14 protein-coding genes are annotated in these 12,111 nt (G+C 63.8%); 9 read left to right on the top strand and 5 right to left on the bottom strand.

Going from position 1 to position 12,111, the window contains the following annotated elements; all coding sequences use genetic code 11:
- Positions 1-6: 6 nt before the first annotated feature.
- Entirely contained in the window at positions 7-924 is a 918-nt protein-coding gene (locus IVB40_RS06760; protein WP_027570742.1) for a LysR substrate-binding domain-containing protein, read from the bottom strand.
- 147 nt (positions 925-1,071) lie between these two features.
- Here IVB40_RS06760 and IVB40_RS06755 point away from each other — a divergent pair, with 147 nt between their 5' ends.
- The 6 genes from IVB40_RS06755 (at position 1,072) to IVB40_RS06730 (ending at position 5,122) form a co-directional block, all read left to right on the top strand.
- The gene (locus IVB40_RS06755; protein ID WP_247818427.1) at positions 1,072-2,370 is read left to right on the top strand and encodes an MFS transporter; all 1,299 of its coding nucleotides are present in this window, start codon (positions 1,072-1,074) and stop codon (positions 2,368-2,370) included.
- A 19-nt stretch (positions 2,371-2,389) separates the two neighbouring features.
- Positions 2,390-3,463 (top strand): tartrate dehydrogenase, encoded by a 1,074-nt coding sequence (locus IVB40_RS06750; protein WP_027570740.1) that lies wholly within the window; start codon positions 2,390-2,392, stop codon positions 3,461-3,463.
- Positions 3,464-3,694: 231 nt separating this feature from the next.
- Complete coding sequence (locus IVB40_RS06745; protein ID WP_027570739.1) at positions 3,695-4,150, top strand: Hsp20 family protein; 456 nt, start codon at positions 3,695-3,697, stop codon at positions 4,148-4,150.
- 113 nt (positions 4,151-4,263) lie between these two features.
- Positions 4,264-4,581, top strand: a complete 318-nt coding sequence (locus tag IVB40_RS06740; RefSeq protein WP_027570738.1) for a hypothetical protein — start codon at positions 4,264-4,266, stop codon at positions 4,579-4,581.
- Between the two features lie 26 nt (positions 4,582-4,607).
- Positions 4,608-4,847 (top strand): hypothetical protein, encoded by a 240-nt coding sequence (locus IVB40_RS06735; protein WP_247818426.1) that lies wholly within the window; start codon positions 4,608-4,610, stop codon positions 4,845-4,847.
- Between the two features lie 5 nt (positions 4,848-4,852).
- Positions 4,853-5,122 (top strand): hypothetical protein, encoded by a 270-nt coding sequence (locus IVB40_RS06730; protein WP_247818425.1) that lies wholly within the window; start codon positions 4,853-4,855, stop codon positions 5,120-5,122.
- A gap of 67 nt (positions 5,123-5,189) precedes the next feature.
- Here the strand turns inward: IVB40_RS06730 and IVB40_RS06725 are convergent, their stop codons facing one another.
- The gene (locus IVB40_RS06725) at positions 5,190-6,122 is read right to left on the bottom strand and encodes a LysM peptidoglycan-binding domain-containing protein (protein WP_247358722.1); all 933 of its coding nucleotides are present in this window, start codon (positions 6,120-6,122) and stop codon (positions 5,190-5,192) included.
- A 128-nt stretch (positions 6,123-6,250) separates the two neighbouring features.
- Positions 6,251-6,868 carry an ABATE domain-containing protein gene (locus IVB40_RS06720; protein WP_247288028.1) on the bottom strand — a complete coding sequence of 206 codons (618 nt, stop codon included), beginning with the start codon at positions 6,866-6,868 and terminating at the stop codon, positions 6,251-6,253.
- A 127-nt stretch (positions 6,869-6,995) separates the two neighbouring features.
- Here IVB40_RS06720 and IVB40_RS06715 point away from each other — a divergent pair, with 127 nt between their 5' ends.
- Positions 6,996-7,847, top strand: coding sequence for an alpha/beta hydrolase (locus IVB40_RS06715; protein ID WP_247818424.1), 852 nt, complete (start codon positions 6,996-6,998; stop codon positions 7,845-7,847).
- A gap of 54 nt (positions 7,848-7,901) precedes the next feature.
- Here IVB40_RS06715 and IVB40_RS06710 read toward each other — a convergent pair whose 3' ends face one another.
- Complete coding sequence (locus tag IVB40_RS06710; protein ID WP_247818423.1) at positions 7,902-8,495, bottom strand: MarR family winged helix-turn-helix transcriptional regulator; 594 nt, start codon at positions 8,493-8,495, stop codon at positions 7,902-7,904.
- Between IVB40_RS06710 and IVB40_RS06705 the strand changes: the two genes are divergently transcribed.
- Complete coding sequence (locus IVB40_RS06705) at positions 8,485-9,696, top strand: ABC transporter substrate-binding protein (RefSeq protein WP_027570732.1); 1,212 nt, start codon at positions 8,485-8,487, stop codon at positions 9,694-9,696. The genes IVB40_RS06710 and IVB40_RS06705 overlap by 11 nt on opposite strands.
- 16 nt (positions 9,697-9,712) lie before the next feature.
- Complete coding sequence (locus IVB40_RS06700; RefSeq protein ID WP_247288026.1) at positions 9,713-10,891, top strand: cytochrome P450; 1,179 nt, start codon at positions 9,713-9,715, stop codon at positions 10,889-10,891.
- Between the two features lie 75 nt (positions 10,892-10,966).
- On the opposite strand, the gene IVB40_RS06695 is transcribed toward IVB40_RS06700, so the two are convergent.
- Complete coding sequence (locus tag IVB40_RS06695; protein WP_247818422.1) at positions 10,967-11,956, bottom strand: putative zinc-binding metallopeptidase; 990 nt, start codon at positions 11,954-11,956, stop codon at positions 10,967-10,969.
- Positions 11,957-12,111 lie beyond the last annotated feature (155 nt).

The following is a 12,111-nucleotide window of genomic DNA, read 5'->3' as shown; positions in this document are numbered from 1 at the left end:
AGCGCCTCAGGCGTCGCGCGCATAGCTGCGCAGACGCGTCTCGAGCACGGACAGCATCGCGTCGCGGGTCGGGTCACGCGAGCCGCGCAGCCATGCGGCAGCGAGCGGCAGCCGGCCGACGGGTCCGATCTGCTTTGGCCGCAGCGGCACGAAGCGCACGCCTGACACCGCCATCCGCGTGCTCCAGCGTGGCACGATCGCGACCCCGAGCCGGGTTGCGACGAGATTGATGATGGTCTGCTTCTCGTCGGCGACCTGCACGATGCGTGGCGTGAGGCCTGCCTGCTCGAACAGTCTTATCGTGAGGTCGTGGCTGTGCGGCCGCGAGCGGCGGTCCGGCACCAGCATCGCTTCGTCGGCGATCTCCACCAGCGTGATCGACTTGCGTTTGGCCAACGCGTGGCGCTGCGGGAAGGCCACGATGGCTGTCTCCTGCAGCAGATCGCGGAATTCGAGCCGCTTGTCCCGCTGAGCCGGCGGACGCACGAAGGCGAGATCGAGCGCGCCGGTCAGGATCTTCGGCAGCAGCCGGACGGTCTTCTCCTCCAGAAGCTGCACCCCGACCTCCGGGTGCTTTGCGCGGAAGTCGCGGAGCAATGCCGGTAACAGCCCCGCCGCGGCACTGTCGATCGCGCCGACCCGGAGTTTTCGAGCAGCCCCCGCGCGCGAGCGATTGCGCAGATTGCTCTCGACCGCCTCGACGCGGGCAAGGATGGCACGGGCATCGCGCAGCAGCGTCGCGCCATCTTCCGTCAGCGACACCGCCCGCGTCGTCCGCGCGAACAGCCGCGTATCCAGATCATGCTCCAGCAGCTTGATCTGGCGGCCCAGCGCGGAGGGCAGCATCTGGAGATGCTGTGCCGCGCGGCCGAAATGCAGCTGCTCGGCCGCGGCCACGAAGCATCGCAACTGATGCAATTCCATTCGCAGTCCTCTTGGCCTTCCCGGCGAGGATTATATCATTTTTTTGTATAAACCAGCGCCAATTGAGTCCCCCAGCCACTCCCGCCTAGCTTGGCTCCGAAGTGGACCTTCAGGGTCCGCCGTCACAACGGAATCAGGGAGGCTGAGATGGCGACCGAGATTCAGACGCGCGTGCTGCGCAAGATCACATGGCGCATCGTTCCCTTCATCATGCTGCTCTACTTCGTGGCCTTCATCGACCGCGTCAATATCGGCTTCGCCTCGCTGACGATGAACAAGGACATCGGCCTGTCGCCGACCGTCTACGGCTTCGGCGCCGGCATCTTCTTCTGGGGCTACTTCCTGTTCGAGGTACCCTCCAACATCATCCTGCACAAGGTCGGCGCACGGATCTGGATCGCGCGGGTGATGATCACCTGGGGCATTGTGTCGGCCGCGATGGCCTTCGTGCAGGGCCCGACCAGCTTCTACGCGCTGCGCTTCCTGCTCGGCGTCGCCGAGGCCGGGTTCTTTCCCGGTATCATTCTCTACCTCTCCTACTGGTTCCCGGCACGCCAGCGTGCGGCCGTGACTGCGCTGTTCATGGCGGCGGCGCCGCTCTCGACCGTGCTGGGATCGCCCGTTTCGGGCGCGCTGCTGGAGATGGATGGAATGCTCGGCTTCAAGGGCTGGCAATGGCTGTTCGTGCTGGAGGCGCTGCCGGCGGTGCTGCTGGGGTTCGTGGTGCTGGCATTCCTCACAGACCGCCCGGAGAAAGCAAAATGGCTCGCGGATGACGAGCGGCGCTGGCTGGTCGAGACCATGAACGTAGAGACCACCAGCAAAGCTGCGACCGCGAAGCATAGCATCTGGCGAGGGCTCGCCGATCCGCGGGTGCTGGCGCTGGCACTGATCTATTTCGGCACCTCGGCCGGCCTCTACACGCTCGGCGTCTGGGCGCCGCAGATCATCAAGCAGTTCGGCTTGTCCTCGCTCCAGGTCGGATTCCTCAACGCGCTGCCGGCGAGCGCCGCCGTCGTCGCCATGGTGCTGTGGGCGCGCCATTCGGATCGCACCGGCGAGCGCACCTGGCACGTCGTTCTGGCCTGCCTGCTCGCGGCGGCGGGGCTCGCCTTTGCCGGACTTGCGAGCGGCGTCGTGACCGTGCTGATCGCGCTGGCGCTCGTCAACATCGGCATCTCCTCGGCGAAGCCACCGCTGTGGAGCATGCCGACGTTATTCCTCTCCGGCCCCGCGGCCGCGGCGGGCATCGCCACCATCAACTCGATCGGCAACCTCGGCGGCTTCGTGGGGCCCGCCATGATCGGCTGGATCAAGGACCAGACCGGCAGCTTTGTCGGCGGGCTCTACTGCGTTGCAGGCCTGCTGGTTCTCTCCGCGGTCCTGACCCTGCTATTGTCGCGGGCGCAGACCGCCCGCGTCGAACCCGTCACGCAATCCCACTGACACCCAACGGAGCATCCTCATGCGTACCCATTCGATTGCAGCGATCCCCGCCGACGGCATCGGCCCCGAGGTCATCTCCGCCGGCGTTCGCGTGCTGGAGGCGCTGGCCAAACGCAGCGGCGACCTCGCCTTCAACATCAAGACGTTCGACTGGGGCTCGGACTATTACAAGAAGCACGGCGTCATGATGCCGGCCGACGGCCTCGACGAGTTGAAGAAGTTCGACGCGATCTATTTCGGCGCGGTCGGTGCGCCCGACGTGCCCGATCACATCACGCTGTGGGGGCTGCGGCTGCCGATCTGCCAGGGCTTTGACCAATACGCCAATGTGCGGCCGACCAAGATCTTGCCGGGCGTCGCCTCGCCGCTGCGCAATGTCGGCGTCGGCGACCTCGACTGGGTGATCGTGCGCGAGAATTCGGAGGGCGAGTATGCCGGCATGGGCGGCCGCGCCCACCGGGGTCTCCCGGAAGAGGTCGGCACCGAGGTCGCGGTGTTCACCCGCGTCGGCGTCACGCGGATCATGCGCTATGCGTTCGAACTCGCGCGGTCGCGCCCACGCAAGTTCCTGACCGTTGTGACCAAGTCGAACGCGCAGCGCCATGGCATGGTGATGTGGGACGAGATCGCGGCCGAGGTCGCGGCCGAATTCCCTGATGTGACCTGGGACAAGATGCTGGTCGACGCCATGACGGTGCGCATGACGCTGCATCCGAAGAGCCTCGACACCATCGTCGCGACCAATTTGCACGCCGACATCCTCTCCGACCTCGCCGGCGCGCTGGCAGGAAGCCTCGGCGTCGCGCCGACCGGCAATATCGATCCGCAGCGCCGCTTCCCCTCGATGTTCGAGCCGATCCACGGCTCGGCCTTCGACATCACCGGCAAGGGCATCGCCAACCCGGTTGCGACATTCTGGACCGGCGCGCAGATGCTGGAGCATCTCGGCGAAAAAGACGCGGCGGTGCGGTTGATGGCGGCGGTGGAGAAAGTATGCGCAGCCGGCGTGCTGACACCGGATGTCGGTGGCACGGCGACGACGAAGGACGTGACTGATGCCGTGATCGAGGCGATCCAGGGATCGAACGTGTAGTCCGAACTACGTCTCGCCCTCCCCGTTCTTACGGAGAGAGTGTAGGAGCGGGAGCCGCCAGGGATTCCAAAAAATTTTGGACCCCCTCTTGAAACCAAAACGGGCTTTTTTTATTTTTCCGCTGCCGCCGAGAGGTGGCGTTCCCGACGCCTGGTGGGTCGGGAAATTGAGACGGGCACCGGTCGTCTCCGGTGTCGTTCGTATCCATTTTGCTCCTTGGAGGATCTGGCTATGCGCACTTGCGACTTTTCTCCCTTGTGGCGTTCGACGGTTGGCTTCGACCGCCTTTTCGACCTCGTTGAAACGGCACAGCGTGCCGGCGAGGACAACTATCCCCCCTACAACATTGAACGCCTCAGCGAGGATCGCTACCAGATTTCGCTTGCGATTGCGGGATTCTCACCCAACGAAGTCACGGTGACGGCCGAGCAGAACGCGGTGACCGTCGAGGGAAACAAGCCGGACAGAACCGAACGCGAATATCTCTACCGGGGCATTTCCGCGCGGCCGTTCAAGCGGCAGTTTAACCTGGCCGATTATGTTCAGGTGCACAGCGCCTCGTTCGAGAACGGCCTGCTCAAGATCGAACTGGTCCGGGAAATCCCTGAAGCCATGAAGCCGCGGCGAATTGCCATCAATGCCGCGCCGTCCGGCAACGTGCATCAACTCGAAGGCAAAGCCGCCTGAATTCGGTCTGTCGGAGACGGTGATCCCGCCCGATGGTCGGGCGGGATCGGCCATGGCCTTCGACCGCGTACCGGATGCAAGTCAGAGGTTTAGAGAAAGGAGGAGGACCTCTCATGCTCGATCATGTCGACAACATCATCGATCTGAACGCGATATTGCACCCTGGCTCTGTCTATGATCATCCCCGCGACGTCATAGCCGACCCAACGCTGTCGATCGGCGAGAAGCGCGCGATCCTTGCGTCCTGGGCTTCGGACGCAGCCAGTGTCGCCTCGAGTCCGACATTGCGGGAGCTGCCCGGCTCGGGCAAAGCCGTCACCATCGACGAAATCCTGGAAGCGCTCGCGAGCCTCGACCACCATCCGAAGGGACCTCCGGGCGGCAAGCCGGTCCGCACGCGATCCGTCGAGCGAACCGGCCTCGCAGCCTAGGCAACGACAGCTCAACGGGGATTGCGATGATGGTCGATGAAGAGCTAGCCCTATTGCGCGGCCACCGCAGCAACATCAGCCGCTATCAGCGGTTGCTCAAGACCGAGCTGACCGAGTTCGAACGGCGGTTCATCGAGCGACGCGTGTCCGAGGAGCGCTCGGCGATCGAGAAGCTCGCCGTCTCCGCCTTTCCGCTCACCTTTCAGGCTCCGAACCGCGCGATGGGGAACGCAGCCACGCGCCTGACGGCGAGCAGCCACGGGTAATCGACATGCCCGATCACCTCCCGACCTTCGAAGTGTTCCTGAAGAAATGCGGTCGAAGGACATGGCGGTGGCGTGTCTGCACGACGGAAGGACGCCTGGTCATGCACGGCTGCGAAAACGGCCGACCCGCCGCCAAATACACGGCCGAGCGGGCGTTGTTTCTGATGCTTCTCACCGCGCCCTATCGCCCGGCGGGCCGGGCTTCCGCCACGGCTCGCTCCTCCTTGGCGACACCCGCCTCAAGATGGCTGCCGCGGCACAAGATGCGTGAATGACAGGTGCCGCGGGGATGGTGCCTGGCATCAGCCAAGCCCCATCTCCGCCATCTCCGCTGCTGACCGCTTACCGCCGTGCGGGCGGCGGGGTCGCCATGGCGGCTGTCGGCTCCGGCGGCGTCAGGTGGCGCGGAACGATGATGGACTGACCGGGGGTGAGGGTTGCGTTCTCCGGCAGCGAATTGCTCTGCGCCAGCGACCACAGCGGCACGCGATTGGCTGCCGCGATGCTCTCCATGGTGTCGCCGCGGCGTACCGGTAGCCGTACGCCACTGTCCCACAATTCGACCAGCGTATTCGCCGGCACGAGATAGCGCAGCGGCACGGCATCGACCTGCGTCTGGGGCGGGATGCGCGGCAACTGCGTGACCATGTCGACGATCTGACGGTGGATGTCGTCGGACTTCTCGATGTTGATGTGGCTGACCCGCGCGTTCTCCTTCAGGTCATAGCTCGCATAGTGACCGCGATAACCCGGCACCGCGACCACGTTGCCGCCGCCAAGCACGCTGTCGGAGAGGTAGATGTTGATGAAGCGCTCGACATTGAGCGGCACGTCGCCGGTCGCATGCGCGGGATCGATGGTGATGACGAGGCTGATCGGGACGTTCTCCTTGGCCGCCATCTCTGAGATGACGATCGAGCAAAGCCCGCCCATCGAATGCCCGATCAGCACGATCGGCGCCGGCGTTTCCTTGTAGCTCGAGATGGCACGATCGCCGATCCATCGGCAGATGGTGAATTCATAGACGTTGGCGGAAAAGCCGGCTTGCGTCAGCTTCTCTTCGAGCCGGTCCATGCCGGTGGAGAAGAACGGCCCCATGGCGCCACGGAACAGGTAGATTTTCGGCGGCGGCAACGGCTCGAACGGTGGGGGCGGTGGCGCGGCGGGTGCGGCCGCGGCAGGCTTCGTCTTGGCAGGTGAGGCAACGGCCGTCCCGGTGCTGAAGGCGAGCAGCGCAACGGCTGCCAGCGCGAGAAGTCGCCTCAAATCGATCATCAGTCCAGCAGTCCCACTCCGGGAGGCTGCAGCCTCCCCCAAAGGCGCTTAGTGACGGTCGATTGGGTGGAATTTGGGGCACGGAACCGGGGCTCGAGCCACGCTCATTCCAGCATCTCGACACCCAATCACTGCATGCTCTTGAGCCTGCTGCGGTGGGCGGCCTGTTTCGCGCGGTTGCCGCAGACCGCCATGATGCACCATCGCCGCGCGCGCCGGCGCGTGTGGTCGGCGAACAGCATGGTGCAGTTATGCCCCTCGCACGCCTTGACGTTCGAAAAGTCCTCGTCGCAGACGAACTTCGCCATGGCTTCGCCAACCGGCAGCAATAGCGCTTCCGGCGATCGCCAGCGCCGCTTGATTCGCAATGCCAGAGCGCCGCCATCGTGAGGCCCGGGCTCGATCCGGCTGAAGGCTTCGTCGCGCTCCAGCAGGCTGTTCAATGGACCGAGCTCGCGCAAGGCATCTGTCGTGAGCGGCCGGCCCGCATGCTTGCGCACGAACCCCCTGAACCATTCGCGCAAGGCGCGCGCCTGATCCGCGACCTTGTCCAGCTCGTCCGGCGTGGCACGTGCTGTCAGCGCGTGGAGATCATCCGCCGGCACCAGCTTCGCTTGCGCCAGCCAGTCGATCAGGCCATCGCCGTCGTCGATCCAGTCCACGGGCGTATCGACCGGCGTCGCCACCGAGTTGAGGAAGTCGAGGCCGAGTGAGTCGGCGATGAACATGGCGGGCGGGCGGTCCATGAGCGGTCCTCGGACGGTCGGGAGAACATGGACATAGATAACCAGTTAAAACGTCATTGACAAGTTACAGCGCCTGACAGTAACCTCTTAAATAGCTTTTATAAGGTTACCTCCAATGGAGAATGTCATGGCCTCAATCACCTACCGCAGCGCGGATGTCGACGGATTCAAGGTGGCCTATCGCGAGACGGGCCTCGTCGGAGCGCCAAAACTCCTGCTGCTTCACGGCTTCCCCAGCGCAGGCCACATGTTTCGCGACCTCATTCCGCTGCTTGCGGACAGGTTTCATATCGTGGCGCCCGACCTTCCCGGCTTCGGCCAATCCGACATGCCTTCGCGCGAAAGCTTCCGTTACACGTTCGATAGCGTCGCACGTGTGATCGAACGCTTCACCGAAGTGATCGGTTTCGACCGGTTCGCGGCCTACGTCTTCGACTACGGCGCGCCGACTGGTTTCCGGCTTGCGCTCAGCCACCCCGAGCGGATCACGGCGATCATCTCGCAGAACGGCAACGCCTATGAGGATGGCCTTAGCGACAACTGGACTCCGCTCAAGGCCTATTGGCAGGATCCCTCGCCGGCCAATCGCGAGGCGCTCCGCGCGCTCCTCACGCCGGAAGCCACGCGCTGGCAGTACACGCATGGTGTCCCCGATCCGATGACCGTGTCACCGGACGGCCAGAGCCTCGACAATTTCTACCTCGCGCGCCCGGGCTCGCACGACGTGCAGCTCGACCTGTTCGGCGACTACAAGAGCAACGTCGCGCTTTATCCCGTCTTCCAGGAGTATTTCCGCACGCACCAGCCGCCGTTCCTCGCGGTCTGGGGCAAGAACGATCCGTTCTTCATTCCGCCCGGCGCCGAAGCATTCAAGCGCGACAATCCGAACGCCGTGGTGCAGTTCTTTGACACCGGCCATTTCGCGCTGGAGACGCACGCGAAGGAGATCGCGGACAGCATTCGCGCGTTCTTGACCTAGCAGGAGCAACGGCCATGGTCCTTGTCGGGCGGCACGCCCGCCGATGCGGGCCACCTAGAGCGGCAGGATCCGATTTAATAGTTCGAGCAGGGTGCGCTGCTCGGCTTCGCTGAGCGGCACGAGCATCTTCTTGTTGTACGGCTCCGTTAGGCTCGTCGCCTCGTGGATGAGCTTGGCGCCCTTTGGCGTCAGCACGAGCTCGACGGCGCGGCGATCCGCCTTGGAGCGGTTGCGCTTGATGAAGCCCGACGACTCCAGCTCATTCAGGATCTTGATCAGATTGGGCAGGCGCAGCCGCAGCAGGCTTGCGAGGCTGCTTGGCGGAACGCCGGGATTGTCGCGAATGACGACGAAGATCGCATAGGTCGCGGGGGTCACGCCCAATGCGGCGAACGCTTCGTAGAAGCCCTCGAAGAATTTCAGCTGTGCGAGCCGAAGCATGAAGCCCGGCGTGCGCTGGAGCGCCTGCAAATCCAACGATTTCTCCGGCTGCTGGCCGGACTTCCCTGCGGGTTTCACGAACTCATGATCCTCGAACCGCGGCGGCCCAAGAATCCGCCGAATTGACTCTCCCGGAAATAGATATAAAATATAACTATTATTTAGCGGCACCAAGACCGCCCACGGGAGGGAGACAATGAACAGCAAATTTCTGCATAAATTGTGCATTTCGGCCTTGATGCTGGCTGCGGCGGGGCCGGCCCTCGCTCAGGACGTGGTGAAGATCGGCATCCTGAACGACCAGTCGGGGCCGTTCGCGAGCTATCAAGGCATAGGCTCCGTCGTCGCCGCCAAGATGGCGGTGGAGGATTTTGGCGGAAAGGCCGGCGGCAAGCCGGTCGAGGTCGTCGCCGCGGACCACCAGAACAAGACGGACATCGGGATCGGCATCGCGCGGCGCTGGTACGAGAACGACGGCGTCGACGCGATCTTCGACATTCCGAACTCGTCGATCGCGCTCGCCGTCGCCGGCATGAGCGCCGAGAAGAACAAGGTCTTCGTCGGATCGGGCGCCGGTACGGTGCTGCTGACCGGCGAAAAATGCACGCCGAACACCGTGCACTGGACCTACGACACCTATGCCTACGGGCGCGGCCTCGGCAAGGCGATCGTCCAGCAGGGTGGCAAGAAATGGTTCTTCATCACCGCTGACTACGCCTTCGGTCACGATCTGGAAAAACAGGCGGCGGAGGCCGTCAAGGCGTCCGGCGGCGAGGTGCTCGGCAGCGTCCGGCATCCGTTGGGAACGGCCGACTACGCCTCTTTCCTGCTCCAGGCCCAGGCGTCGGGCGCGAACGTCGTCGGCTTCGCCAATGCCGGTGACGACACCATCACGTCGATGAAGCAGGCCGCCGAGTTCGGTCTGACCAAGGACCATAAGCTGGTCGGGTTGATCCTGGGCATGAACGGCCTCCCCGCGCTCGGGTTGAAGTTTGCGCAAGGCGCGCAGATCATGAACCCGTTCTACTGGGATCTGAACGACGGCACGCGGGCTTTCGCCAAGCGGTTCGCCGAACGCATTCCGTCGAAAGCCTATCCGAACGACATGCAGGCCGGCGTCTACGCCTCGGTGATTCACTACCTCAAAGCGGTCGACAAGGTCGGCAGTGCCAAGGACGGCAAGGCGGTGGTGGCGGCGATGAAGGAGATGCCGACCGACGATCCGCTGTTCGGCAAGGGTTACATCCGCAAGGACGGCCGCAAGATCCACCCGCTCTATCTGCTCCAGGTCAAGGCGCCGGAAGAGTCGACATCGACTTGGGACCTGCTGAAGGTGGTCGCCACGATCAAGGGTGAGGACGCGTTCCGCCCCGAGAGCGAAGGCCAGTGTCCGCTAACCAGGCAATAGTGGACGGGAGCTGACCATGAACGGCATTGCATCCAGTCCGGCCGACCCGTTTGCGCCAGATTTCCTGATGGACCCCTATCCCGCCTATGAGGCGTTGCGCGCGCTCGGTCCCGCGTTCGCGTTGGAGCGCTACGGCGTGTGGGCCATGGCAGGCTATGCCGAAGTCGAGCCGGCCCTGAAGGACTGGAAGACGTTCATCAGCGGCGAGGGTGTCGGGCTGCACGGGATGAACCCGGCCCTGCCAAAGCCGCTGACGCTCCAGATCGATCCTCCCGACCACGACAAGGGCCGCCGCGTGCTCGGTCGCACCCTGTCCCCGGGTGTCGCGCGGCGACTGCGCGAGACGTTTCAGAAGGAAGCGGAGAAGAAGGTTTCGGAGCTGATCGACAAGGGCACGTTCGACGCCGTCACCGATCTCGCCGAGGCCTACCCGATGAAGGTGTTTCCGGATGCGATTGGCATCCGGCCGGACGGCCGCGACAGGCTGCTGGCCTGGAGCACGTTCGTGTTCGACAGCTTTGGCCCGGAGAACGAAACGTTGGCGGCGTCACGACAAGCCGGCCTCGCGGCGCAGAGCTGGATCATGGAATGCTGTGCGCGAGATGCGTTGCAACCGGACGGGCTCGGCATGATGATCTACCAGGCGGCTGACGACGGCGAGATCAGCGAGCATGAAGCAACCCATCTGGTGCGACCGTTCCTCACCGCCGGGATCGACACCACCGTCAACGGTATCGGCAATACGCTGCTCGCGCTCGCCGCTCACCCGGATGAATATCGCAAGCTGCACCACAAGCCGGAGCTGGCGCGCAATGCCTTCGAGGAAGGGCTGCGTTATGATTCACCGGTACAGACGTTCTTCCGCACCACCACGCGCGATGTCGAGATCGGCGGCGGCGTGATCCCCGCACACCGCAAGGTCCTGCTGTTCATGGCCTCCGCCAACCGCGATCCCGCGCGCTGGGACCGAGCCGACCGTTTCGACGTCGAACGGCTCGCGACCGGGCATGTCGGTTTCGGCGCCGGCATCCACGCCTGCGTCGGCCAGATGATCGCACGCCTGGAAGGCGAATTGATCTTCGGCGAGCTCGCAAGGCGAGTGAAGACCATCGAGCTCACGGCAGAGCCGAGGCGCAGGCTCAACAATTCCCTGCGTGGGCTGAAGAGCATGCCCGTGCGGGTGACGGCTGCCTAGAGCATGATTGGTTCTGATCGAATCAGAACCGAAGCCCTAGATTCTTGCTTCAAACGGGGCTATCCCCCGCGAAATTTACGCCGCCAGGCTCTGCTGATCGCGGAATGCGCTGATCGCCATGTGGACGAGATGCAGCTTGCCTTTGACCGCCGGCGATATGTCGAACGGATATGCGTCGCTCATCCCGAGCGAGCGGTTGAGCTCGTTGATGCTGCGGGCAAGCGGCATCCACAGGGCCAGGAGTGCCTCGAAGTCGCTCTCGAGATAGGGATCCGTCAGGGTCTGGCGGGCGCGCTCGTCCAGCGACAACGGCAAACCTGCCAGCGAATCGAGCGTCGAGACGATATGCAGGAAATGCGCGAACGTTTCCGCCCAATCCTCCCAGGGGTGGGACGTGGCGTACTCGCTGATGAAGCCGCTTCGGTCGTATGAACGATCGGCGCGGCTGTAATAGGTGTTGATCGCGGCCTGATAGTCCTGCGCCTGGTCACCGAAGATCAGCTTGAACGGGGCCTGGAATGTCGTGCCGTCAACGAGCAGGTCCCAATAGAAGTGACCGATCTCGTGCCGGAAATGCCCGAGCAGCGTGCGATACGGCTCCCGGAACGCCACGCGGCGAGCTTCTCGCTCGACATCATCGGCCTCCGCAAGGTTGAGCGTGATCAGACCCGAGAGATGCCCCGTCAGTATCGGACTGACCTCGTCCGAGAGAATGTCGAACGCCAATGGTGCGCCGGTGCGCGATGCAAGCGGAAGCCTGAGGCGACTGAGATCATAGAGAAGACGGCGCTTGGCTTCCTCCATCCGGCGCCAGAGCATGATGTTTCTGGTGCTGCCGAGATTCGGAATCGTGCGCGTGAGGCGGCACGAGTCGCAATACCAGTCGGCGCCCTCGACACACCAGTTGCAACCGATGATCTCCCGGTTACGGCAAGATTGATGGGATGCAAGTTTCGTCATCTCGATGCGCGAGGAATCGAACGCCAGCTCGGTGCTGCAATTCGCGCACGCGACGTGCTCGAACGAGACAGGATGGCGGCATGACGGGCACTGAAAAATCTTCACGTGTACTGGCCCCAGACAGACGGCACACGGAAGGCCGGCCTGTCAATTCGAGGAACTCTTAACTCTTGCGACCGTCGCGGTTGCCGGCGAGCAACGCCCGCTGCGTTCGCAGCGCGTGCTGCCTCAACAGGCCGGCTCGCGTTGTGCTCAACTGG

Source organism: Bradyrhizobium sp. 40 (assembly GCF_023100925.1).
Lineage (GTDB): Bacteria > Pseudomonadota > Alphaproteobacteria > Rhizobiales > Xanthobacteraceae > Bradyrhizobium.
This window is presented reverse-complemented; position numbering and strand designations above follow the sequence as displayed.